Consider the following 24,933-nt stretch of genomic DNA (forward strand, 5'->3'; position numbering starts at 1 on the left):
GATTGGCAGTTCTTCTTTATCTGATTGTATTTTTACTCGTTTTAATTGCCTCTAATGCAGTGAATAAATTATTTCCCCGCCTCCCCTTGCCCCTCCTACAGATTGTTTCAGGGGTTTTGCTAGGTTTTTGCCTGCCTCAAGGGTACTTTCGTCTGGATACAGAGGTCTTTCTTGCTCTGGTAATCGGTCCGCTTCTCTTTCGGGAAGCAGAAGAAAGCGATGTGACCAGTATCTTGCGCTACTGGCAGATTGTCCTGTTTTTGATTTTCCCCGTGATTTTTATTTCAACCTTGAGTATCGGCTACATGGCGCATGCCTTGTGGGCGACGATTCCACTAGCCGCCTGTTTGGCAGCAGGGGCTGCCCTTGGTCCGACAGATTTGGTAGCCTTTGCCTCCTTATCCGAACGCTTTACATTTGCCAAGCGTGTGGAAAGTATTTTAAAGGGAGAGGGCTTGCTCAATGACGCCAGTGGACTAGTAGCCTTTCAGGTCGCAGTGGCAGCTTGGGTAACGGGCAATTTTTCGCTGGAAAAAGCAGGTGCTTCCTTATTCTTTTCGATTATAGGTGGGGTTGCGATTGGTGCTGTTACGGCTTTTCTCAATCAGAGTTTACACCGTCTGCTCTTAGATGTGCGGGCTTCTGACATTGCAGGGCAACTATTGCTCGAATTGAGCCTGCCCCTACTGACCTTCTTTTTGGCAGAAGAAATACATGTATCAGGCATTATCGCAGTGGTTGTCGCAGGAATTTTCAAGGCCAGTCGTTTTAAAAAGATTACCCTCTTAGAAGCACAGGTAGATACGGTGACCGACACCGTGTGGCATACGGTGACCTTTATGCTGAATGGTTCAGTCTTTGTGATTCTAGGGATTGAATTACAGCTGATTTTAGAGCCAATTTTACGCAATCCGCTTTACGACAATCTTTTCTTACTGATTACGGTTCTTGTATTGACCCTGTTGATGTTCGCGATTCGTTTTGTCATGATTTACGGCTTTTATGGCTTACGGATGGTGCGTTTAAAGAAAAAGATGTCATATGCCTTAAAAGATAGTCTCCTCTTGACCTTTTCAGGAGTAAAGGGGACAGTGTCCATTGCGACTATTCTCTTGATTCCAACGACCTTAGAACGAGAATATCCCCTCCTGCTCTTTATCGTAGCAGGGGTAACCTTGCTCAGTTTCTTGTCCGGTTTGGTGGTGTTGCCGCATCTATCTGATACCAAGGGGGAAACCAAGAACTATTTAATGCACATTGCGATTTTAAATGATGTGGTGACCGAGTTAGAGGCAGATTTAGTCCATACCAAGGTTAAGGGACCGCTCTATGCCGCTATTGATAATTACCACGGTCGGATTGAAAATCTGATTTTGGAGCAGGAAGATAAGTCGGTTCGTAAGGACCTAGCAAGCCTTCAACTCCTCATTCTCAGTATTGAAAACGACGGTCTGGAGCAGGCCTATGAGGAAGGGAAGATTGACAATCGCTCCTACCACCTTTATCAGCGCTATCTCTTGGCCATGGAGCAGCGAATTAACCGCAATCTTGCCTCTCGCTTCACCTATTTCTGGATTGTCTTTTGGCGGGTCTCCCGTTTGATTCTCCATGAAATTGTGACGCTGGGAGCGACACTTCGTTCATGGCGCAAAAAGGAAAAGCGGCATTTGACCAAGGATGAGATTGAAAGCATTGCCGAGCTTTATCTCGCCAACACCGAGGTGATTGTTGAGAGTTTGGAGCATTTGAAAGGGATTTATAAGAATTCCCTCATCCATTTCTTGCAGGATGCTCGCTTGCGCGAAACCGCCATTATCGGTAGTGGAGCGTTTATCGAGCGGGTTATCACACGAATGAAGCCCAATAATATCAACGAAATGATGCGGGGCTACTATCTCGAACGCAAGATTATCTTTGAATATGAGGACCGAGGTCTTATCTCGACTAGCTATGCCAAGCATTTGCGACAGAATGTCAATAATCTGGAAAATTACTCCCTCAAAGAAACCGTCAACACGCTTCCTTACGACGTGATGAATTATGCTCAGAAGGGATAGGGAGAGAAACTTACTAATCGATTGATTGGTAGGTTTTTTGAGTTGTTTTTTCTTGTCAAAAATGTTCTTATATAGTAACATTTAAAGAGAAGTGGCTTCCGTGTGAGCTAAAATGTTAGGGAGAGGATATGAAATCAAAAAAGGGAGGGTATTTGACCCTTAAAATTCGCCTCTTAAATGGCAGGCTTTTTAATAGATATTTGACTCTGGATAAGCGAGCGCTCTATAATGCCGAGCAAGGGAAGATTTTGTCGGCATTGTGGGATAAAAGCCCTCAATCTGCAACCGAGTTGTCCCACATAACGGGACTGGCAAATAGTGGTCTTTCTCTCATGTTAAAGCGTTTAGAAGAACAAGGGCTATTAACCAGTCAGGTTTCAAGGGAAGATAAACGCAAGCGGATGTTTCATTTGACCCCGCTTGGTGCTAGCCAGCAGACTGTTGGAGAAGAAATTAGTCAGCGGTTGAGCAATGTTTTTTACCAAGGTTTTTCAAATCAGGAAATTGAAGCGGTGGAAGGCTACTTAGAGCGCATTTTGGAGAACTTGGAGCAAGAAGCAAGACAAGTATTGAAACGATAAGGAGAACATATGCAAACAAAAGATTTGATGATAGAGACGTTAGAGCGAGCTGAGGAGCGCTTTCTTGAAACGTTGGACATGATGACCGTGGAAGAGGCAAATACTGCTCCCAATCCCTTACTAAAGTCTGTTACTTGGCTTATCTGGCATACAGCAAGGACGGTAGACTTCCAAATAGCACATTTAGCAGGGGGAGAGCCGTTATATAGACGCAATAACTGGGAAACACGTTTCAATCTTAATCTACCGAGTGATACAAAGGATTGGATTCACACAGCAGAAGAAGCACAAAAGGTACAAGTATCAGACAAACAGCTCCTTATTGACTATTTGCAGGAAGCGATAGCATTCGGAAAGGCCTATTTGCAGGATGTAAAAGAATCTGCCTTAGATGATATTGTGGACGAGTCTTGGGAACCTGCAGTGACGCGAGGCGTACGCTTGGTTTCAACGATAGACGACGCGGTCATGCATTCGGGTCAGGCTATTTATACTAGACGCTTGGTGCTTGGACAATAGGAAAAAGGCATGGAACAGACAAATTTATTTGACTCCGAATGGAGTCTGAACATACCTCTAGCTAGTCGTGTGCGTCCGAGAACCTTGGAGGATTTTGTTGGACAGGGTCACTTGGTTGGTGAGGGGAAATTTTTGAGAGGAATGCTGGACAAGGACCAAATTTCTTCTATGATTTTTTGGGGACCACCAGGGGTTGGCAAGACCACTTTGGCAGAGATTATTGCTAAAACGACGCAATCTCGCTTTGTCACCTTTAGTGCTGTCATGAATGGAATCAAGGAGATTCGCTCCATTCTATTACCGACCGACAGAAGAAGGCAACGAAGCTCGTATCAAACAACGTCTTAACTATATCAAAGAATGGAAAGAAACGAACGATACCAACTTTCGCTAGGGAGGGGGGACGATACCTGTAGTCTAGGTTTCAACACAATAGTTTCGTTGTACATTATGGTGAAAAATGGTGAAAACATCAGTTTAAAGTTCTGTTGGTTCGGTGTTTGTTGATAGAGCATGAAGAGTGGTTTCCAAGGAGGGCATGTTGCTATTGGGAAGGAGAAATAACCTTTTTTATCCTATCTGAGTGACAAGAAACCTCAAAACGTGGTATAATAGTTCCATTATATTATTTTATAGGAGACAGATACATCATGGAAGACCCCGGTAGTCAGACCATTCATTTACAAATTTTATTATTGCTCTTGTTGACCTTGTTCAATGCTTTTTTCTCAGCGTCTGAGATGGCCTTGGTTTCCCTCAATCGTTCTCGAGTGGAGCAAAAGGCTGCGGAGGGAGAAAAGAAATTTATCCGCTTACTGCATGTACTTGAAAATCCCAATCATTTTCTATCGACGATTCAGGTCGGTATCACCTTTATCAGTATCTTGTCAGGGGCGAGCCTTGCAGGTGATTTAGGGGCTGTATTTGCTAGTTGGCTAGGCAATTCTGCCACAGCTAAGACGGGTGGTTACTGGCTTGCTCTTGCCTTGTTGACCTTTATTTCTATCGTTCTTGGAGAATTGTATCCCAAGCGCATTGCCATGAATATGAAGGAAAATCTGGCTGTCATCTCGGCGCCAATCATTCTCTTTTTAGGCAAGATTGTCAGTCCCTTTGTTTGGCTCTTGTCTGCTGCGACCAATCTGATTAGTCGGATGACCCCGATGCAGTTTGATGATGCCGATGAAAAGATGACCCGTGATGAGATTGAGTACATTTTGACTACCCAGAGTGAGGAGACCTTAGACGCGGATGAAATTGAAATGTTGCAGGGGATTTTCTCGCTAGATGAAATGGTAGCGCGTGAGGTCATGGTACCGCGGACGGATGCTTTCATGGTGGATATTGAAGAAGATACAGCAACGATTATGGCTGAGATTCTCAAGCAGAATTTCTCACGGATTCCGGTCTACGACGGCGATAAGGACAATATCATCGGTCTGATTCATACCAAGCGGATTTTGGCCGAAGGTTTTGCCAATGGTTTTGAAAATATGAACATTCGGCGTATTCTGCAAGAACCCCTCTTTGTGCCAGAAACGATTTTTGTCGATGATTTGTTAAAAGCCCTGCGCAATACTCAAAATCAAATGGCTATTCTACTCGATGAGTACGGTGGTGTGGCAGGCATTGTCACCCTGGAAGATTTGCTGGAAGAAATTGTCGGGGAAATTGATGACGAGACCGATAAAACGGAAGTATTTGTCCGAGAAATCGCAGAACACACCTATATCGTTCAAGGGAATATGACCCTCAATGACTTTAATGAGCATTTCGGAACAGAACTAGAAAGTGATGATGTAGACACCATTGCAGGCTTCTATCTGACAGGTCTTGGAACTATTCCTAGTCAGGAAGAAAAAGAGCCCTACGAAGTGGATAACCATGGCTACCACCTCACCATGATCAATGACAAGGTTAAAAATGGTCGGGTAACCAAGCTCAAAATCCTCATTACACCGCTGGCAGTAGAAGAAGACGTAAAAGATAAAAAAGAAAAGAAAGACTAGGCACGGCTTAGTTTCAGATTAAAGAAAAATTTCTTTAGTGATACGTTTCTTAGGTGGTGCGGACGGTAGCGACTTCCTGCGGAATTCGATACCTAAATGTTGAACTAGGGGGCTCAACATTTCCGAGTAGAGTCTGAGATAAAATAGTTCTCAGTCACAAAAAAGCTAGAGATTTCCATTGTAGGGCTCTAGCTTTTTAGTTTTGAGCAGTTTTCCTGTTGTATTTCAGGAGATTATTGGCCATGAGCACTAATCTCATGTCGATTTTCACCTGCCGCTTCCCTCTTAGGTTACATCTCCTGTAACCGTGTCATGACGCTACTTTTACCACGGCGAAAAGGCTCAGATGAGGCTCGCTCCACTCGTGAAAAAAGTTAACTAGGTTTGTAGAATGTTGATTTATCAACGTCAGGGATAAGTTGCTCACAACTTTCTGTTCTCTTCAATGATCCACTGGAGTATTGAACCCAGCGACAAGCCTCGCTTTCGGGTTTCTAGGTTCAGGTATCAATAGTCACTCCTCAGGCGATCTTCGCTTTCTAGTTTCCGAACTCAGGTATTAACAGTCCACTGGACTGTTAATAGGTACGTCAACATGTTAAACCTATGAAACATAAGGAGGTAGGGGACCTTTTTACTCAACCTCTTTTGCTGTCATTTGGAGGAGAGTAAGCGAAATGTTGATTAACCCTTGCGTCTTCTTTCTAGCGCACTATCTGTTAGAAACGGCTGGACTGTTTGTTTAGCCGTTTCATTTTCACCTAATAATATGTAGCATGCAAGTTGTGACTTTGAAACCTTTATACAAACGCTTTCCTAAATTTATGATATAATAAATCTATCAAGAAGTGAGGAAGAGAAGATGGAAGTAATAGATTACAAAAATGTAACAGGGCTGGTACATTCAACGGAAAGTTTTGGGGCGGTAGACGGTCCAGGCATCCGTTTTGTGGTGTTCATGCAGGGCTGTCACATGCGTTGCCAGTATTGCCACAATCCTGACACTTGGGACTTGGTCAATCCTGCGGCAACCGAGCGAACGGCAGAAGATGTGCTCAATGAAGCCATTCGCTACAGGGGCTTCTGGGGAAAAGAAGGGGGCATTACCGTATCAGGTGGAGAAGCGACCATTCAGATTGACTTTTTGATTGCCTTGTTTACGCTGGCAAAAGAAAAGGGGATTCACACGACCCTTGATACTTGTGCTCTTACCTTCCGCAATACTCCTAAGTATTTAGAAAAATACGCTAAGCTCATGGAAGTGACCGATTTGGTCTTGCTGGACATCAAGGAAATGAATCCTGACCAGCACCGTTTTGTGACTGGTCACAGCAATAAGACGATTTTAGAATGTGCCCGCTACCTCTCCGATATCGGTAAGCCTGTCTGGATTCGTCACGTTTTGGTGCCTGATTTGACAGACCGCGATGAAGACTTGGTAGAGTTGGGTCAATTTGTCAAAACCTTGGCCAATGTTGAGCGCTTTGAAGTTCTTCCTTATCATAATTTGGGTGAATTTAAATGGCGGGAATTGGGTCGACCATATCCATTAGAAGGAACCAAGCCACCTACCAAGGCCCGCGTAGAAAATGCCAAAAACCTTATGGATACGGAAAGTTATCAAGACTATCTCAACCGTGTACGGGGGAATTGATAGCGTCCGTTCCTTTCGATATACCTATCTTTTATGGCTTTGTGCTATACAAATGAACGCTAATACTTTTCAAAAATAAAACGAATACCTCGTCAACTCAGCTTGGTAAATTGAATTCGAGCTAAGCACTGTGTGAAAAAGACAAATTTCATTGGTTGCTAGACAACCTGCTTCAATTTCCCATTTTCACCTTGTGCTTTTAACGCTCTCATATCTTAATGAGTGAAAATCTCCAGTGGAGGTTTTCAGCCTGTTCCCTTAAAGCAGAAAGGAACAGTGTTTTACCTTTGCTTTCATTTCCTAGTCTACTTTTGATGTTTATTGAGTATAAAAATCCTTTCAGAATGGTTTCTGAAAGGATTTTTTGGTAAGTTGAACTGTTTTGATTCTCAAAGACTAGAAGCTCGCGTCATCCATACTATCCAAGCAGTTGCTTGCTGCCTTGGTGGTTGCTGCAAGGGCACCTTCTTTGAAGGGGGATTCAAGATTTGCGGCTGCAACGACTTGGAGGAAGGATTTTGTACCACCGAGGTCACAGATACGCAGGTAGTCCTCCCAAGCAGTTTCGTCATGGTCCACCTGCGTGCGTTTCCAAAATTGGAGGGCGCAGACCTGAGCAAGGGTATAGTCAATGTAGTAGAATGGGCTGGCAAAGATATGGCCTTGACGGTACCAGAAGATACCACGGCTAAGGGCTTCTGATTCAGAGAAATCACGGTCAGGAAGGTAGCGTTCTTCCAAACGTTTCCAAGTTGCCTTGCGTTCTGCTGGTGTCATGGTTGGATTTTCGTAAATTTCATGTTGGAAATGATCCACAAGAACACCGTATGGCAAGAAGAGAAGGGCACCTGCTAGGTGAGTAAATTTGTATTTGTCTACTTGGTCTTTAAAGAAGCGATCCATCCACGGCCAGGTCATAAATTCCATGGACATAGAGTGGATTTCACAGGTTTCGTAGGTTGGCCAGATGACCTCAGGGCTTGCAATCCAGCGGGAGCGATAGACTTGGAAGGCATGTCCAGCTTCGTGCGTCAAGACATCGATATCACCGCTTGTACCATTGAAGTTGGAGAAGATAAATGGACTCTTGTAGTCAGGAATGTAAGTACAGTAACCACCGCTATCTTTTCCAGTTTTTGCGACTAGATCAAGCAGACCATGTTCGATCATGAAGTCGAAAAATTCACCTGTTTCTGTGGATAATTCATGGTACATGTTTTGCGCTTCTCCAACGATAAAGTCAGGGTCTCCTTGCGGTGTTGGATTTCCATCAAGAAATTCTAGTGACAAGTCATAGTGTTTGAGACTTGGAACTTGAATCCGTTTTGCTTGTCGTTCGCGTAGTTTTTGCACGATTGGTACGACATGCTTGAGGATTTCTTCGCGGTAAACCTTGACCATATCGCGGTTGTAGTCAAAGCGGTTCATGGCAACATAACCGTACTCCACATAGTCTTTAAAGCCGAGAGTATGGGCAATCTCAGTCCGCACCTTGACCAACTCATCATAAACACGGTCAAAATCTGCTTCCTTGCTTGCAAAGTAGGCGGTTGAAGCGTCAGATGACGCCTTGCGAACTTCGCGGTCAGTTGATTGGGCAAATGGTACCATTTGTGCGAGATTGTAGGTTTGACCTTGGAAGTCAATCTGTGCACCAGCAATCAAGCTATTGTATTGGTCAACGAGGTCATTTTCTTTTTGGAAAAGCGGAATGGCTTCAGATGAAAAGATTTTCTGCTTGTTTTCAGCTAGCATGAAGAAGGTTTCTGGTAAAAATTCGCTCAATTCTGGGCGGAATGGACACGCAAGAACGGCTTGATAATAGGCGGTTGTCAACTCTTCAAAGAGGGGGAGATGCTCATTCCAGAACTTGGTTTCTTCGTTATAAAATTCATCATTCATATCGATAGAGTGACGAATACTCCAAAGATTCATTTGTGTGTCAATGGTTGCATTGATCTTCGTAATGTTTTTTACGATGTCAAGCGCTTCGTTTGCAGCGGTCGCTTGCTGTAGCTGTTTTGTCAAGTCTGTCATCTGCTCTTTTATGAGGGCATAATCAGGACGGGTATAGGTATAGTCTGTAAATTTCATAGGGTGTTCCTTTCCATTGTGTTACCTACTATCTTACTCTTTTTGAAAACGTTTTGCAAATTGGGAGTGGAGAATGATTTGCAAGTGTCTGAAAATATGCTAAAATAGAATGGAATAATGCTTAAAGAGGTAAAAGATACATGTCTAAATTTTTAGTTTTTGGTCACCAAAATCCAGATACAGATGCGATTGCGTCTTCGTATGGTTGGGCGTATTTGGAGCGCGAAGCCTTCGGCCGTGATGCAGAAAATGTAGCCTTGGGAACGCCCAATGAAGAAACGGCCTTTGCTTTGGACTACTTTGGTGTCACAGCACCACGCGTGGTAGAATCTGCAAAAGCAGAAGGCGTGGAGCAGGTCATCTTGACCGACCACAACGAATTTCAACAGTCTATTGTGGACATCAGAGAAGTAGAAGTGGCTGCGGTCATTGACCACCACCGTGTGGCAAACTTTGAAACAGCAAATCCTCTTTACATGCGCTTAGAGCCAGTTGGATCAGCCTCATCGATCGTTTATCGTGCCTTCAAAGAAAATGGTCTCACACCGCCAAAAGAAGTGGCAGGCATGCTTTTGTCTGGCTTGATTTCAGATACACTTCTTCTTAAATCACCAACGACGCATGCGAGCGATCCGCAAGTGGCTGCAGAATTGGCAGAAATCGCAGGGGTTAACTTGGAAGAATACGGTCTTGCTATGTTGAAAGCAGGTACAAACCTTGCTAGCAAGACAGCAGATGAATTGATTGATATTGATGCCAAGACCTTTGAACTAAATGGCCATGCCGTTCGGGTAGCGCAGGTCAACACGGTTGATATTGCAGAAGTCTTGGAACGCCAAGCAGAAATTGAAGCAGCGATTGAACAAGCAAGTAGCGAAAATGGCTATTCAGACTTTGTCTTGATGATTACAGATATCGTCAACTCAAACTCGGAAATCCTTGCGCTTGGTCAAAACATGGACAAGGTGGAAGCAGCCTTTAACTTCGTCCTTGAAAACAACCATGCCTTTCTGGCAGGCGCTGTTTCTCGTAAAAAACAAGTGGTTCCACAATTAACAGAAAGTTTTGGGAATTAAGCTAGGAAATCAACGAAGCCCTATTTGGTAGACCAAATAGGGCTTTTCCTGTGGTATAATAATCTCATGATTAAAGTATATCATCCTAGTAAGTTAACCCGCTCACGTTTTTTTCAGGACTTGATTCAGTATTTGGATCAGCATAGCGATGTGACCCTGCGGCAGATAAAAAAAGAATTTGCTACAGTCGCAACTGTCGACCGGCAATTGGACCGCTTTATCCAAGCGGGTTATATTCGCAGGCAGGATCGCCGCTATACAAATGCTTTTTCTTGCTTGACCAGCCTAGAGGACTTGACCCTAGACCAAGAAATCTTTGTTGAGACGTCCAGTCCTGTTTTTGAGGAATTAAGCCATGCGACCTTTAGGGTTGCAACAAGCAATTCCACCAACAAGGTCATCATCGAGGAAGAAGTCGATGCGCTTCGGGAGCGCTTGACCTTGTCGTCTTATTTTTACAAGTTGTCCAATCACCTTCCCTTATCAGGGGAGCAAGAGGTTCTTTATCAGCTCTTAGGCGATGTCAATCAGGACTATGCAATGAAGTATATGACCACTTTTTTATTAAAATTTGCACGGAAAGAAAGGGTCATCCAACGGCGGATAGATATTTTTGTCCAAGCCTTAGAAATCCTAGGCTTTATCAAAGAAATCGATGCGCAGACCTATGGTCTGACGATGGACTTGGATAAGGAAAAGCTTGTCTTTCGGGCGATAAAATAAGAAGTTGAGCAGGGCTCGACTTCTTTTTCTAATTTATTCTTCTTTATCTTTATTTGTCAAACTTTGAAACCACTGGTTGACCTTGTCGTAAGGCGTTGTTAGGGCTTCTTTCCAGATTTGATAGCGGGTGTCAATCAGGCGGCGAAAGAGCTTGTCTAGCATGTCTTTTTCTGCGTCGGTCAGGTTTTGTTGCTGTTGCATGAGGAGGCTGATTTTTTTCGGTGTGTCAACGGTAAAATCGTTGAGTCGCTCAATGCCTGCATCGATGAACATGCCAAAGAGGAGGTCAAAGAAGCGCTTGAGTTCTTCGTCATTGAGGCTAGCTGTCCATGTTTTTAAGGTTTCGTCAACCTGAATGCTATTTTCTGTCAGGGCAGGCGCAAGTTTGAAATCATGTCCTTCTACTTCCCAAGAAAAGCTGATATGCTGGAGTAGGCCAAAGGCCTTGCTTTCGACAATTTCTGCATTGTCAGGCGTTTCAAGGAGCATGCCGACAATGGAGTTTTGCGGGATAATCGGCTGAATGCGGTCTTTGATGGCTTGGTAGCCGCTTGATGCGATGACAGATGGATGCACACCCGGTGAATCATAGGCGATAATCTGGGCAATCCGTTCTTGGTAGGCGCTAGCCACGTGACTACTTGCATAAATCGCCAGATTGCCACCTTTAGAATGGCCAGCCACGTAGACCGTCTGCGTAGACATGTCCATGATTTGTTGGAGGTACTCAGTTGCCGATTGTTGGGCGGGGATTTCTGCCATATAGGTCATGTGGAAATCCTCTTTCCAGCCGATAATGGTGTCATCTGTTCCCCTGAAAATGGTGACCAACTTGTCTTGACCGACCTTGTAGGTCAGGGCCGCAAATTGTTTTTCTTCTCCCTTGTCATAGTCGTCAATAAAGGCAAAGACCTTGATCGCTTTGAAGCGTTTTGCATCTTTAAGGAGTTGGAGCAGCTGGATTCGTTCAGGGGTAATCGTGACCGAAAGATTGGGTGTATCTCCGTGATAGAGTGCTTCAAATTGCGTAGCGACATGATCTAGTCGAGTGGCTTTTTCGGTGGTAAAGTCAGGTGCCACCAAGTCATTAAAGGGCAGGTAGGCAATTTCTGTCAAGGCTAGAATATCCAAGCGGTTGAGCGGTAAATCATAAAAATCCTGATAAGCTACTTCTTCAATATAATTCAGCAAGTTAGGCATGTGTCACTCCTATAAGTTTATTGGCATTATTATATCGCAAGGGCAGAAAAAGCACAACTACTATGGTAGGGAAGACTGAATCTAGAAAGGAAAGGCAAGAGGTGGTGAATATGACAAAAATGAAAATGTTAGAAAGAAATCGCAGATTGTAGCTCTTTTTAGCGGTAAAATAGCGTATAATGGAGAATATAAAAGAAAGGAAGTGGGAACATGAAGCAGAAAATCTTGATTGTCGAAGATGACGTGGTGATTCGTCAACTGGTCGCTAAACATCTTCGGAATTGGAATTATGAAGTGGCTGAGAGTGAGGATTTTCAGCGTATTTTGGAGCAGGTAGAGGATTTTCAACCGCATTTGATTCTAATGGATATTGGGCTTCCGTTCTTTAATGGCTATTATTGGTGCCAAGAGATTCGCAAGGTTTCAAGCGTTCCGATTCTCTTTCTTTCCTCGCGGGACCAGCCCATGGATATTGTTATGGCGATTAATCTAGGCGGTGATGATTATGTGACCAAGCCCTTTGATATGACGGTGTTACTGGCCAAGGTTCAAAGTTTGCTACGGAGAACCTATGATTTCTTGGGGGAGCAGACGGTACTGACATTTGGAGCGATTCGTTTGGATTTAAAAAGTATGCAGGTCAGCTATGATGGGCTGACCGAGGAGCTGACCAAAAATGAATTTCAGATTTTAAGAATTTTATTTGAGAGGTCACAGGCCATTGTCAGCCGAGAAGAATTGATGAAAGAATTGTGGAACAGCGATTTATTTATCGATGATAATACCTTGACAGTCAATGTCGGGCGTCTGCGGCGCAAATTAGCAGATATGGGTTTGCAGAACTTGATTGTGAGCAAAAAAGGAATTGGCTATGGATTGGTGAAGCATGATAACTAAAAGACAGGTTGGCTTTTTTATCAGACAGTGGCTTCTAACACGCTGGATCTTTCTAGTAGGAGTGCTTGGCTTTCTAGGCTTGATTGGCGGTATGAGCGCCCTTTTTCGTGTGGAAATGGCCTTGGTTGCCTATACCAGCCTCTTACTCATGGGGATTGGCATCGTGGTTTTCGCTGTTGATGTGATAAAGGAATGGACGAAGTATAGGCGGGTAGAGCGCAAAGAAGGGCTTGTGAGCGGAACGGCAGCGGAGCTCATCTTGCAAGAGCGGATAGGAGAGTTAGAAGAAACCTTGAAAGCAAGGCGGGACCAGGATCGAGCACAGCAGAGCGAATTTCAGGACTACTACACCTTGTGGGCCCATCAGATGAAAATTCCCATTGCAGCTAGTCAACTCTTGGTTGGCGACTTGCCAACCAGCAAGGAAAAACAGGCCTTGGAGCGGGAATTGTTTAAGATTGAGCAGTATACAGGTTTGGTTTTAAATTACCTGCGGTTGCAATCCTTTCATGAGGACTTAGTCGTAGAGCGTCAATCGTTGGATGTTCTCGTGCGGCAGGTGGTCAAGAAATTTTCGATTTTCTTTATTCAACAAAAGACAGAACTGCGCTTGGAAGAGTTGAATCTTATGATTGCAACGGACAAGAAATGGCTTAGCTTGTTGCTGGAGCAATTTATTTCAAATGCCATCAAGTACACAGCAGGTGGGCAGATTTGGATTTACTTGGACGGTGATGAGTTGGTCATTCAAGATACGGGTATCGGCATTTCCAAAAGTGATATGGAGAGGATTTTTGCTCGTGGTTTTTCAGGCTATAATGGTCGCATTTCCCAGCAATCCTCTGGACTTGGGCTTTATTTAGCGCAAGGCATTAGTGAAAAACTAGGCATGACCTTTTCTCTAACATCGGAAGTAGGAACAGGGACCCAAGTCCGCATTTCCCTAGAAGAAGAAAGGCTCGTGATTGACTAGCCAATCTTACAAGAATGTAAGGTAAATGTGAGGTAAAGCTAAGGTAGGCAGGTGTGAAATAGAGTATGATAATGAGTGTAAAGAGGGCGATGTGCCCTTTAGAAAATGATTCGTCTGCTTGGAGAAAGTCAATATCAGCGGAAGAGGCTAATGTTTGATGAATCCCAAGGAGTACAAGGAGGTTTATTATGGTATTGCTCGACGTTCAACACGTACAGAAAGTCTATCAGACACGCTTTTTGGCCAATCAGGTGGAGGCGCTAAAAGACATTCATTTTACTGTGGAAAAGGGTGAATATGTGGCTATCATGGGCGAATCGGGGTCAGGAAAATCAACCCTGCTCAATATTTTGGCCATGCTGGACAAGCCGACCCAAGGCAAGGTCTTCTTGAATGGGGTGAACACCCAAACGATTAAAAATAAGGACGCCTCTGCCTTTCGCAGGGAGAAGCTGGGCTTTGTCTTTCAGGATTTTAACCTGCTAGACACCTTATCGGTCAAGGACAATGTCTTGTTGCCCTTGGTACTCTCCCGCGTTCCGATTCACGAGATGAACAAGCGCCAGCTTGAGGTGCTGAACAGCTTGGGTATTGCGACCTTAAAGGACAAGATGCCCTATGAGATCTCAGGCGGTCAGCAGCAGCGGGTAGCGGTGGCGCGTGCGATTATCACACAGCCAGAAATCTTGCTGGCAGATGAGCCAACAGGAGCGCTTGATTCTAAGTCTTCTGCAACCTTACTGGATATTTTTGACCAAATCAATGAAATGGGGCAGACCCTGCTCATGGTGACCCATTCGACCACAGCAGCCAGCCGCGCCAAACGTGTCCTCTTTATCAAGGACGGCATGCTCTACAATCAGATTTTCCGAGGAGACAGAACCTCACAGGAGATGTTCCAGCTTATTTCAGACACACTGACATTGATGGCGAATCGAGGTGAGTAGTATGTGGAAATTAGCCTATAAATTAGCATGGACCAACCTGCTCAAAAACCGAAATTTATACTATCCTTTTGCCTTGGTGACGGTGTTTTCAGCAGCCATTGCCTATCTGTTTACATCGCTCAGTACCAATCCCCACTTGGTAGAAGTCGAAGGTGCAAGAGGTGTGACTTCTGTCTTGAAACTGGGGCAGATAGTGGTCATGATTGCCGTTGCCATGATGCTCTTTTATGCCAATAGTTTCGTCATGAAAAATCGCTCCAAGGAGCTGGGCATTTACACGGTACTCGGCTTAGAAAAGCGCCAGTTGCTCCTCATGACCCTCTTTGAGACCATCCTTTTTTCAACGATGACGGTCAGTCTAGGCTTGGTTTTAGGAGTGCTCTTAGACAAGCTGATGTATGCGATTTTGCTCAAAGCCATGCATTTCAAGGTAGTTCTGGCCTCGGTCTTTCAATGGGAAAATGTCCTGACGATACTGGTTTATTTTACCCTGATTTTCCTTTTGGTAGCGATGTTAAATGCTGGAAAATTAAGCCTGTCATCCTCTTTGAACTTAGTCAAGGGGCGCAAACGCGGAGAAGGTAAGGGACGATTTTTACTCCCGCAAACCTTGCTGGGGCTAGCAGTTCTGGGTGGAGCTTATTATCTAGCTCAGACCGTGAGCAGTCCAGTCAAGACCCTGCCAACCTTTTTCACAGCCGTTTTAATAGTCATCTTTGCGACCTATCTCCTTTTTAATGCAGGAATTATCAGCCTCTTGAAATGGCTCCAGAAACGGCAAGCTTATTACTATCAACCCGCCAACTTTATCTCGGTGTCCAATCTCGTCTTTCGGATGCGAAAAAATGCCATGGGATTAGCAACCATTGCCATCTTATCGACGATGTTCATTGTGACCATGATTGGTGGGATTAACATCTATGTTGGTGGAAACGATATGATTAATCTGCTCCATCCAAATGATTTCACTTCTACCTATTTTTTCCATAAACGAGGAGATGTAGAAAAATCTTCAACCACTGATAAGTTGGATCTAGTGACAGAATTGACTTCGAAGATGATGGCCGATAATGCGGTTCCTGTGACAAAGATGGTTCGCTATAGCTATATTGAAGAAGTGGTTGAAAAAATTGAGGATAATCGAATCAAGATAGGAGATGACCCTATAACTCCTTCTAGTTTTTCCGATTTTAGTGTCGTATATGTATTTGATGAAGCATCTTATGAACAAATGACAGGAGAAACCTTAGGCTTATCGGGCAATCAAGTAGCGGTTTATGCAAAAGATATTGACCTAGATCGCCAAAAACCCTTGATGTTTGGGGAACAAGCCTTTACTATTGAGAAGGTATTGCCAAGCAATTTTACAGCCTATCAATCACCAAGCAACATGACGGAGGTTATACCAAGCATCATTATGGTGGTGCAGGACTTAAGCGTGGTGTCTGTCGATGCGTCTCAAAAGGCGTATATCGGGGTGGATACGAGTTTGAGCGAAGAAGAGCAGGCAGAACGCTGGGAAAATTTCCGTTCCTCTATTCTCGAAGATGATACGCTAGAATCACGGGGGATATCAGGAATGGGGCAAGGAAGCAGAGCGATGGATCGCATTAGTACCTTTGCTTTTTCAGGTTCTCTCTTCTTTATTGGGGTATTTCTGTCTATCGTCTTTTTAATGGCGACAGTTCTGGTCATCTACTACAAGCAGATTTCAGAAGCCTACGAGGATCGAGATCGCTTTGTCATCATGCAAAAAGTAGGACTGGATCACGTCCAGACCAAGCAAAGCATTCGCAAGCAGATGGTGACAGTCTTCTTCCTCCCACTCATTTTTGCCTTTATCCATCTCATCTTTGCCTACAAGATGTTGATGAATATCCTACGTCTCATCGGCGTCTTAAATGGCAGTTTGGTCATGCAGGTAGCCTTCATCAGTTGCCTTGGCTATCTCGTTCTTTACGTTGCGGTCTATCTCCTCACCTCTCGTTCTTACCGCAAAATCATCAGTGCTCATTAATGGATTCAAAATCAGTCTTAAGACGGATGTCAGAGGAGACCAGATGCGCTATACTATAGTTAATCCTAAATATTTTTCATAATCTCCTTAAAACACCGGCCAGTCGGCTGGTGTTTTTGTGGTATAATGGAAAAAAGACTGCAAGAGTGTATCGTCATTTCGTTTATACCTAAAGGTAGCCTCAGCTGTGACTCGCTAAAGCTAGAACAGCTGCCTATCCACTAAAGGGATTCTCAGCTGTAATCGGCTAAAGCCGAAACAGCTGCCTACCCATTTTCTGAGCTTTTAGCCCGAGTTCAGTTATGCTTGCAGCTGTTGACACGGTTACACTCAATTTTGTTACGAATATATTATGCTATAGAAAAAACGTTTTTCAAGTCTTTTATGTCCTCCCTTCATTTGGCTATCTGAACGAAGAAAATAGACAAGCTCAAGGATTATTAGAAGTTGGAATGCGTATTCTATCCGTGGTATTTGTTGCGTCTACAAAATGTGAATGCACTTATACCTTAGAAATTATAGATTAACTGAACGCTTATTTAATGAATAGTTACGAAACAAAGGAGAAAGATCATGACATTTGAAGAGATTTTACCTGGGCTAAAGGCCAAGAAAAAATACGTTCGGACCGGTTGGGGCGGAGCTGAAAATTATGTCCAACTTTTTGACAGCATTGAGCAAAATGGTATGGCGCTTGAAGTGACGCCCTACTTCTTAATCAATGTGTCAGGTGAGGGCGAAGGCTTTTCGATGTGGAGCCCAACACCGTGCGATGTCCTAGCGACAGACTGGGTGGAAGTCCATGACTAGGACAGTCCTTGTGACAGGGGTCTCCTCGGGTATTGGGCGGGCTCAGGCGCAGCTCTTTTTGGAAAATGGCTATGAGGTGTACGGCATAGACAAGAGAGAAAATCCTTCCTTGGCGGGAGCCTTTCATTTTCTGCGAGTGGACATTCGTGATACTCTAGCCCCTCTATTTGACTGGCTACCAGAAGTAGAGATTCTCTGCAATACCGCTGGGAAATTGGACGATTACAAGCCCTTACTCGACATCAGCGAGGCAGAGATAGAGGATATTTTTGCGGTCAATCTGCTTGCAACCATGCGGATTACCCGTTTTTACCTCGCAAAAATGCTGGAAAAAAGGGCTGGCATCATCATCAATATGTGCTCGATAGCGAGTTTCTTAGCTGGCGGTGGCGGTGTTGCCTATACCACCAGTAAACATGCTCTCGCAGGTTTTACCAAGCAATTGGCCTTGGACTATGCCGACAAGGGGATTCAGATTTTTGGTCTAGCACCAGGTGCTGTGAAGACAGCCATGACGGCGAACGACTTTGAAGAGGGTGGTCTTGCCGATTGGGTTGCAGCAGAAACTCCTATCAAACGTTGGCTGGAGCCAGAAGAAATCGCAGATGTCAGCCTTTTTTTGGCGAGCGGAAAAGCAAGTGCCATGCAAGGAGAAATCCTCAAAATTGATGGCGGTTGGAGTTTGAAATAAATCAACTGGGGAAAACAAATGACAAAAGTGACAAGGTGGCGTTTTGGGCCACGGCAAACCAGTGCCATCTTATGGGCGATTGATGAGCCAAAGGCAGTCGTTCAAATTGTGCATGGCATGATTGAGCATATCGAGCGATACGATGCCTTTGCTCGTTTTCTTAATCAAGCAGGCTATGCAGTGGTCGGTCATGACCATGTGGGACATGGGAAAACCGCTCGCAAGCAAGAAGAGTACGGTGTCTTTCCAGATGACTGGCATGCCTTGATTGAAGATGTGAGGGGGCTGCAAGACGAGATAAAGATGAGCTATCCTGATGTGCCTCTCATCATCATGGGACATTCGATGGGCTCGTACATTACGCGCCTGTATCTAGCGGAGTATGGCACAGAGGTCAAAGCCGGCATTCTCATGGGAACGGGGCAAGAGCCCCTCGTGAAAACTTGGGCGGGAATCGGTCTGGTCCATCTCTTAACGGGTATTTATGGGCCTCTCTATCGTAGTAAATGGGTTGAAGCCATGAGTACAGGCAGTTTTAACAAGCATTTTGCGCCAACGAAGACCAGTGCAGACTGGCTGACACGAGATGAAGAGGAAGTGGAACAATACTTGACCAATCCACATCACCAATTTAGGCCGACACTCAGTATGTACAAGGCTTTGTTTACCTTTGCCAACTACGCTGCCCAGACGACTTGGATAAATAGGATTCCAAAGGACTTGCCCCTACTTGTGATCTCAGGAGAGGCAGATCCTGTAGGCGCGTGTGGCAGGGGTGTCAAGCGTTTCTATGACCAGTTCCTCAAGGCAGGTGCTTCCCAGGTTCGTTTGACCTTGTATCCAGAAGCCCGTCATGAAATTCTCAATGAATGGAACAAGGAAGAGGTCATGCAAGATATCGTGACTTGGCTAAATGGAGTGGTAGAGCCATGAAAGAACACGCAGTAAGACCAATTACTACCTTCCAATCTTGGCAGAAAATTATGGTTCGCTATGGACTAGCGTCAGGGTTGGGGAGACTATTTTCGGATGATAGCGAACGGAGCTTTCTCTATGATTTGGGAAATTTCCTCTTTCTAGCGGGTGAGGGGCAAACGGAGTTTTTGCAATGTTATACTGAACATCATGGTTTGGAGCATAAGATTCTCATCTCAGAAGAGGACAGCTGGCAGACGATTTTAAATCATACAACGGATTTTACAGCCTTTACTCGCTATGCTTTTGAGAATCAAGCTGATTTTGAGATTGAACATCTAGCCCAACTTGTCCAATCTCTCCCGCAACATGCAGAGATACAGCCGATTGATGCAGAAATTTATCAGCAGCTGCAAAGCGAGGCTTGGTCTGAGGACTTAAAAGGCGCTTGGCAGACCTTTTCAGACTTTCAAGCAGCAGGAGGCTATGGCTTTGTCATTGAGTTAGGAGATATGATTGGTGCAGGAATTTCGACTGGCTTGGTCTATCAAGGAGCGATTGAAATCGAGATTGCAACAGCCCCTGCCTATCAACGACAGGGCTTGGCTCGTAGCTTAGCGGCCAAGATGATTCTGACCTCTTGTGAGAGAAGAATGTTTCCCTTGTGGGATGCACATAATGAAGCCTCGAAAAATTTAGCAGAACAGCTTGGTTATCGGTTGATTTCTGCCTACCCTTCCTATGAAGAAAGAGAGGAATAACGATGACAGCAGAAGAAATGTGGGTAGCTTACCGCCTGATTAATCCCCAGATTGGAGAGGAGGTTGACGCTTGGCAGTTCGGTGCTGAACCAGACTTGCTTGCGGATTTGGTCTTGCGAGGGGAAAAGACAGCGACAGCCTCAGCCTATGATGAATACCTCTTTGCAGGCGAGACATTGCCAGAAGTTGGGGAACGCAGTGTGATACTGAATGGTGCTGGAAAAGCCGTCTGTATCATTGAAACTAAGAAGGTAACGGTACAGCCTTTTCATCAGGTATCAGCAGAACACGCCTTTAAGGAGGGGGAAGGGGATAAATCCCTTGCCTACTGGTGGCAGGTTCATGAAGAAGTCTTCACCAAATGGCTGGGAGAAATCGGTCTTGTCTTTTCACTTGAAAGTCCAGTAGTGTTAGAGGAATTTGAAGTGGTCTATCCCTTGTCCTAATACCTGTCGTCCCTTTCCGTTTGGGAGAGGGATTTTTGGTTGCAACTCTGCCTCTTCCTGTGATAGGGGCGTGGTTTTAGTGATTTGATGTATTGTCCTTAAAATATGGTATAATAGGAACGAGAATAGAATAGATTGGAAAGAATAGTATGACAAATTATGCCATTATTTTAGCAGCAGGCAAGGGTACTCGTATGAAGTCGGACTTGCCCAAGGTTCTACACAAGGTTGCAGGGGTTTCCATGTTGGAACATGTCTTTCGGAGTGTTGCTGCCATTTCGCCTGAAAAAATCGTGACGGTTGTCGGACACAAGGCAGATATGGTAGAGGCTGTTTTAGCTGGGCAGACAGAGTTTGTGACCCAATCAGAACAGTTGGGGACGGGGCATGCGGTGATGATGGCGGAGCCACTATTGGAACATTGCACAGGGCAAACCCTTGTCATCGCTGGTGATACGCCTTTGATTACAGGAGACAGCCTACGGGACTTGGTGGCGTTTCACATTAACCATAAAAACGTGGCAACCATTTTGACAGCAGAGACGGAGAACCCATTTGGCTATGGACGTATTGTCCGCAATCAGCATGCAGAAGTGACCAAGATTGTTGAAGAAAAAGATGCTTCTGATTTTGAAAAGCAAATCAAGGAAATCAATACAGGAACCTACATCTTTGACAATGTACGCTTGTTTGAGGCGCTGAAAAATATCAATACCAACAATGCCCAAGGAGAATACTATATTACCGATGTGATTAGCATTTTCCGTGAAGCAGGTGAAAAAGTCGGCGCTTATCTTCTCCGTGATTTTGATGAGAGCCTAGGAGTGAATGACCGTGTAGCCCTTGCTAAAGCCGAAGAAGTTATGCGGGAGCGTATCAACAAGGCGCATATGGTCAACGGGGTCAGCTTTACAAATCCAGCCGCGACCTATATTGATATTGATGTAGCGATTGCACCAGACGTACAGATCGAAGCCAACGTGACCTTGAAAGGCAAGACCTCCATTGGCGCTGAAAGCATCTTGACCAATGGAACCTACATCGTGGATTCGGAGATTGGTGAGCGCGTGGTCGTGACCAATTCCGTGATTGAGGAATCCCGTATCGCAGAAGGGGTGACGGTTGGGCCGTATGCTCATATCCGTCCGGGATCTCAGCTTGCAAAAGATGTACATATCGGTAATTTTGTCGAGGTCAAGGGCTCTAGTATCGGTGAAAATACCAAGGCTGGTCATTTGACCTATATTGGCAATGCCGAGGTGGGGCGCGATGTCAACTTTGGGGCAGGAACGATTACGGTCAACTATGACGGCCAAAAGAAATATACGACCAAGATTGGCAGCCATGTCTTTATTGGCTCAAATTCTACCTTGATTGCCCCGCTTGAGATTGGCGACAATGCACTGACAGCGGCTGGCTCAACTATTACCAAAAACGTGCCACAAGATGCGGTCGCCATTGGGCGTAGCCGTCAGGAAACCAAGGAAGACTATGCCAAACGCTTGCCACACTATCCGAAGAAGGGCTAGGACTTGCTATGAAATTTGAAGAAAAGACCATCAATCGGAGAGAGATTTTCAAGGGGCACATTTTTGATGTTGTTGTGGACGATGTGGCGCTTCCTATGGGCGGAGAAGCCAAGCGGGAATTGATTTTCCATAAGGGGGCAGTCTGTGTCCTTGCTGTTACGCCTGATGACAAGCTGATTTTGGTCAAGCAGTACCGCAAGGCGATTGAAGCCACCAGCTATGAGATTCCAGCTGGGAAGTTGGAAGTAGGGGAAAATGCCGACCCCAAGGCAGCTGCTCTACGTGAGTTGGAAGAGGAAACAGGCTATACAGGCGATTTGGAACTCTTATATGATTTTTATTCAGCCATTGGTTTTTGCAATGAGCGTTTGCGCCTGTATGTAGCGAAGAATTTGGTCAAGGTGGAAAATCCCCGTCCAATGGACGATGATGAAGTGATTGAAGTCTATCATGTGAGTTTAGACGAAGCGCTTGATTTGATTGCGACAGGTGAGATTTGTGATGCCAAGACCATTATTGCCATTCAGCAATTACAATTGATGAGAAAGTAGGACGAACCATGAGGAAGCCCTTGTTGACAGACGAGCAAGACGAATTCGCAGAAGAGATAAGATGGGGAAGAGACCGACGTTTTGGTTACTATGACCCGGATGATGAGCCTGATGCTGCAGATGTATTTTTCTTTGAAGAGGAATGGGAGGATGACTATCCAGGTTATCGCGAGGGCTATACCCACCGCATTCCAGTCGAGTCTTCCATTGTCAAGAGCCGGCGGATTGAAACCGTCAAGCGGGAGGAATTTCGCAGCAAGGTCAATAAGATTCTGTTTTGGGTCATGCTGTTGGTCATTCTGTTGCTCATTGCAGTCTTTTTTTGGTAAGGAGTTTAGATGAAATTTGGAGTTATTGCTGCCATGCCTGAAGAGTTGAAGGTCTTGGTAGAAGCGCTTGAGCATGGGGTTGAAGAGGTCGTATTAGGACGGACCTACTATAGAGGACAATTGGGGCAACATGAAGTCGTCTTGGTTCAATCAGGTGTCGGCAAGGTCATGTCAGCCATGTCTGTCGCCATCCTAGCCCAGCAGTTTCAGGTGGATATCATTGTCAATACTGGGTCAGCTGGCGCGGTCGCAGATGGGATTGCGATTGGTGATGTAGTCATCGCCCGTCAATTAGCCTATCACGATGTGGACTTGACAGCTTTTGGCTACGAATATGGCCAGATGTCAGCTCAGCCCTTGTATTTTGAAGCGGATCAAGACTTGGTTTTGAAGATGCGAGAAGTGCTAGGTAAGCAAGAGATACCTGTTCATTTAGGCTTGATTGCGACTGGGGACAGTTTCATTGCAGGGGCGGATAAAATTGCGGCAATGAAGGCCCATTTTCCAGAGGTCTTGGCCGTAGAAATGGAAGGAGCAGCCATTGCCCAAGCAGCGCAAAGTATCGGCTTGCCCTTTCTCGTCATTCGCGCCATGAGTGATACCGCTCAAGGTGACGCGAATATCACCTTTGATGAATTTATCATCGAAGCAGGAAAGCGCTCAGCGCAGGCTTTGATTCGATTATTGAAGTAAAATAGTAGGAGTGGTTGGGGCAAGTACCCGCCCTCAGAAATCCGAAAGTGAAAGGAAACCATTTCCTAGTGAGTGGTGACACCGCAACAAGCAGACTACAGGCAAATGCTAGCTGACAAAGCGCTTGAAGCCCTATCTAAACAACGAACAAATAAGATTCTTCAACGATTGGAAGTCTTATCTTGTTCGTTTTTTATTGGTTATTGCATCAGTGAAGAAAATTTTAAAGTGCTTACACAAGCTAGACATCCTTTTTTAATTTTGCTATACTAAAAATAAAGGAGTTTTTTATGAAATATAAAAAACGAATACTCTCCTGCTTGCTGCTAAGTATCTTAGTTCTCTTGTTTTGTAGCAATATGATAGACCTTATTACAGGAGATACTACTGCTTTTCAAGCCGTATCAGCTGACCAAGCTGTTTCCAGCTATACCAGTCAAGGAGGGTCTGAGTTCGAACTAGGTACCTTTAAGATGAAGTTGAAAGTAGGGGAGAAAGGCCAGATTCTTCGTCCACAGCATTCGCCATTAAAGGATTTTATCTATTCTTTTGAGATGCACGTTGCCGATCCGTCGATTATTACATTTGATGAAAAAGGGAATTGGGTTGCTTTAAAAGCAGGTACAACAAAAGTATCGCCAAGTTTCCCAACAAGCGTCGACAGTGAACAGGCCAAAAAATTTAATGAAGAATTAAAAGCGCATCCTGTTGATTTAACGGTAAACGATATTTCAGTTACGTGGGAAGTTACCGTAGAAGATTTAAAAGCTGGCACCTCACCCGTCTACCGCCTTTACCAACCAGATTTAAAGGTTCACCTCTATACCATGGACGAAAATGAGTATCGTATCCTTGGGAATCATGGTTGGAAGCAAGAGGGGCAGGCTTGGACCAGTAACAATGCTTCTGGTACTCCTGTCTACCGTCTCTATCACCCAGGCTTAAAGGTTCATCTCTATACCATGGATACAAATGAGTACAAGGTCCTTGCGACCCGTGGCTGGAAGCAAGAAGGCGAAGCCTACAAATCAAGCGGCAGCACCCCAGTTTATCGTTTGTACCATGCAGACATAAAAAAACACCTCTACACACGAGATGCCAATGAGAAAAACGTCCTCTCAACCCGCGGTTGGAAGTACGAGGGTGTCGCTTGGAATGTGGAATAAGGATTTGATTACGTTATAAAAGAAGCGAGGCTGGACTTATGAACGGCTCCCTGTCAAGTAGACAGTCAAATACTAAAAGATATTAAGCAACCTGATTCCTGAATTCCCAAGGGGTCAGGTTGTTTAATTTTGCTTGATAGCGTTGTGTGTTGTAAAACTGTACATAGTTTTCCACATCTGCGACTAGTTCCTCGTAAGTCTTGTATTTCTTGAGATGATAAGACTCTGTCTTGAAATGCCCAAAGAAACTTTCAATTGGTGCATTGTCGATACATTTCCCAACTCGTGACATGGA

Annotated in this window: 24 protein-coding genes and 1 pseudogene; 22 read left to right on the forward strand and 3 right to left on the reverse strand. The window is 44.7% G+C overall.

Features of this window, described 5'->3' with window-relative positions; translation table 11 throughout:
* The first annotated feature begins 2 nt into the window (after nucleotides 1–2).
* The 6 genes and pseudogenes from E4T82_RS05135 to pflA all read left to right on the forward strand — a co-directional run bounded on the left by E4T82_RS05135 (nucleotide 3) and on the right by pflA (nucleotide 6,820).
* Entirely contained in the window at nucleotides 3–2,057 is a 2,055-nt protein-coding gene (locus E4T82_RS05135; protein WP_135181793.1) for a cation:proton antiporter, read from the forward strand.
* A gap of 128 nt (nucleotides 2,058–2,185) precedes the next feature.
* A complete protein-coding gene (locus E4T82_RS05140; RefSeq protein ID WP_135181794.1) occupies nucleotides 2,186–2,638 on the forward strand; it encodes a MarR family winged helix-turn-helix transcriptional regulator in 453 nt (150 codons plus the stop codon).
* 9 nt (nucleotides 2,639–2,647) lie between these two features.
* Nucleotides 2,648–3,157, forward strand: coding sequence for a DinB family protein (locus E4T82_RS05145; RefSeq protein WP_135181795.1), 510 nt, complete (start codon nucleotides 2,648–2,650; stop codon nucleotides 3,155–3,157).
* Between the two features lie 9 nt (nucleotides 3,158–3,166).
* Nucleotides 3,167–3,475: pseudogene (locus E4T82_RS05150) on the forward strand (AAA family ATPase); the annotation flags it as partial.
* Between the two features lie 332 nt (nucleotides 3,476–3,807).
* Nucleotides 3,808–5,166 (forward strand): hemolysin family protein, encoded by a 1,359-nt coding sequence (locus E4T82_RS05155; RefSeq protein WP_135181797.1) that lies wholly within the window; start codon nucleotides 3,808–3,810, stop codon nucleotides 5,164–5,166.
* Between the two features lie 862 nt (nucleotides 5,167–6,028).
* Complete coding sequence (gene pflA, locus E4T82_RS05160) at nucleotides 6,029–6,820, forward strand: pyruvate formate-lyase-activating protein (protein WP_135181798.1); 792 nt, start codon at nucleotides 6,029–6,031, stop codon at nucleotides 6,818–6,820.
* 396 nt (nucleotides 6,821–7,216) lie between these two features.
* Here pflA and E4T82_RS05165 read toward each other — a convergent pair whose 3' ends face one another.
* Nucleotides 7,217–8,914 (reverse strand): M3 family oligoendopeptidase, encoded by a 1,698-nt coding sequence (locus E4T82_RS05165; RefSeq protein WP_135181799.1) that lies wholly within the window; start codon nucleotides 8,912–8,914, stop codon nucleotides 7,217–7,219.
* Nucleotides 8,915–9,054: 140 nt separating this feature from the next.
* Between E4T82_RS05165 and E4T82_RS05170 the strand changes: the two genes are divergently transcribed.
* Both E4T82_RS05170 and E4T82_RS05175 read left to right on the forward strand, forming a co-directional pair.
* Nucleotides 9,055–9,990: a manganese-dependent inorganic pyrophosphatase gene (locus tag E4T82_RS05170; protein ID WP_135181800.1), complete on the forward strand. Its 936-nt coding sequence runs from the start codon at nucleotides 9,055–9,057 to the stop codon at nucleotides 9,988–9,990.
* Nucleotides 9,991–10,056: 66 nt separating this feature from the next.
* Nucleotides 10,057–10,713 (forward strand): DUF1803 domain-containing protein, encoded by a 657-nt coding sequence (locus tag E4T82_RS05175; protein WP_135181801.1) that lies wholly within the window; start codon nucleotides 10,057–10,059, stop codon nucleotides 10,711–10,713.
* A gap of 33 nt (nucleotides 10,714–10,746) precedes the next feature.
* Here the strand turns inward: E4T82_RS05175 and E4T82_RS05180 are convergent, their stop codons facing one another.
* Nucleotides 10,747–11,913, reverse strand: coding sequence for a DUF2974 domain-containing protein (locus E4T82_RS05180; RefSeq protein ID WP_135181802.1), 1,167 nt, complete (start codon nucleotides 11,911–11,913; stop codon nucleotides 10,747–10,749).
* Between the two features lie 210 nt (nucleotides 11,914–12,123).
* On the opposite strand from E4T82_RS05180, the gene E4T82_RS05185 reads away from it, so the two are divergent.
* From E4T82_RS05185 to E4T82_RS05250, 14 genes are all read left to right on the forward strand, one after another.
* Nucleotides 12,124–12,810: a response regulator transcription factor gene (locus E4T82_RS05185; protein WP_135181803.1), complete on the forward strand. Its 687-nt coding sequence runs from the start codon at nucleotides 12,124–12,126 to the stop codon at nucleotides 12,808–12,810.
* Nucleotides 12,800–13,783 carry a sensor histidine kinase gene (locus E4T82_RS05190; RefSeq protein WP_135181804.1) on the forward strand — a complete coding sequence of 328 codons (984 nt, stop codon included), beginning with the start codon at nucleotides 12,800–12,802 and terminating at the stop codon, nucleotides 13,781–13,783. Before E4T82_RS05185 ends, E4T82_RS05190 begins: the two co-directional genes overlap by 11 nt.
* Nucleotides 13,784–13,971: 188 nt before the next feature.
* Nucleotides 13,972–14,730, forward strand: coding sequence for an ABC transporter ATP-binding protein (locus E4T82_RS05195; RefSeq protein WP_135181805.1), 759 nt, complete (start codon nucleotides 13,972–13,974; stop codon nucleotides 14,728–14,730).
* 1 nt (nucleotide 14,731) lies between these two features.
* Nucleotides 14,732–16,747, forward strand: a complete 2,016-nt coding sequence (locus tag E4T82_RS05200) for an FtsX-like permease family protein (RefSeq protein ID WP_135181806.1) — start codon at nucleotides 14,732–14,734, stop codon at nucleotides 16,745–16,747.
* Between the two features lie 573 nt (nucleotides 16,748–17,320).
* Entirely contained in the window at nucleotides 17,321–17,557 is a 237-nt protein-coding gene (locus E4T82_RS05205) for a DUF2829 domain-containing protein (protein WP_135181807.1), read from the forward strand.
* Entirely contained in the window at nucleotides 17,550–18,248 is a 699-nt protein-coding gene (locus E4T82_RS05210; RefSeq protein ID WP_135181808.1) for a 3-oxoacyl-ACP reductase, read from the forward strand. The genes E4T82_RS05205 and E4T82_RS05210 overlap by 8 nt, the downstream gene beginning before the upstream one ends.
* Before the next feature lie 18 nt (nucleotides 18,249–18,266).
* Nucleotides 18,267–19,181, forward strand: a complete 915-nt coding sequence (locus E4T82_RS05215; RefSeq protein WP_135181809.1) for an alpha/beta hydrolase — start codon at nucleotides 18,267–18,269, stop codon at nucleotides 19,179–19,181.
* A complete protein-coding gene (locus E4T82_RS05220; protein ID WP_135181810.1) occupies nucleotides 19,178–19,924 on the forward strand; it encodes a GNAT family N-acetyltransferase in 747 nt (248 codons plus the stop codon). Before E4T82_RS05215 ends, E4T82_RS05220 begins: the two co-directional genes overlap by 4 nt.
* Nucleotides 19,925–19,926: 2 nt before the next feature.
* A complete protein-coding gene (locus E4T82_RS05225) occupies nucleotides 19,927–20,370 on the forward strand; it encodes an ASCH domain-containing protein (protein ID WP_135181811.1) in 444 nt (147 codons plus the stop codon).
* Between the two features lie 149 nt (nucleotides 20,371–20,519).
* Nucleotides 20,520–21,899, forward strand: coding sequence for a bifunctional UDP-N-acetylglucosamine diphosphorylase/glucosamine-1-phosphate N-acetyltransferase GlmU (glmU, locus tag E4T82_RS05230; protein ID WP_135181812.1), 1,380 nt, complete (start codon nucleotides 20,520–20,522; stop codon nucleotides 21,897–21,899).
* Nucleotides 21,900–21,907: 8 nt separating this feature from the next.
* Nucleotides 21,908–22,450 carry an NUDIX hydrolase gene (locus E4T82_RS05235; protein WP_135181813.1) on the forward strand — a complete coding sequence of 181 codons (543 nt, stop codon included), beginning with the start codon at nucleotides 21,908–21,910 and terminating at the stop codon, nucleotides 22,448–22,450.
* A gap of 8 nt (nucleotides 22,451–22,458) precedes the next feature.
* Complete coding sequence (macP, locus tag E4T82_RS05240) at nucleotides 22,459–22,779, forward strand: cell wall synthase accessory phosphoprotein MacP (RefSeq protein WP_135181814.1); 321 nt, start codon at nucleotides 22,459–22,461, stop codon at nucleotides 22,777–22,779.
* A gap of 9 nt (nucleotides 22,780–22,788) precedes the next feature.
* A complete protein-coding gene (locus E4T82_RS05245) occupies nucleotides 22,789–23,472 on the forward strand; it encodes a 5'-methylthioadenosine/adenosylhomocysteine nucleosidase (RefSeq protein ID WP_135181815.1) in 684 nt (227 codons plus the stop codon).
* Nucleotides 23,473–23,762: 290 nt separating this feature from the next.
* Complete coding sequence (locus E4T82_RS05250) at nucleotides 23,763–24,638, forward strand: hypothetical protein (RefSeq protein ID WP_135181816.1); 876 nt, start codon at nucleotides 23,763–23,765, stop codon at nucleotides 24,636–24,638.
* Between the two features lie 82 nt (nucleotides 24,639–24,720).
* Here the strand turns inward: E4T82_RS05250 and E4T82_RS05255 are convergent.
* Nucleotides 24,721–24,933, reverse strand: a 213-nt coding sequence (locus E4T82_RS05255; protein WP_167753567.1) for an IS3 family transposase, incomplete at its 5' end; no start/stop codon positions are given.

Origin of the sequence: Streptococcus cuniculi, from assembly GCF_004570575.1 — a bacterium.
Taxonomy (GTDB): domain Bacteria; phylum Bacillota; class Bacilli; order Lactobacillales; family Streptococcaceae; genus Streptococcus; species Streptococcus cuniculi_A.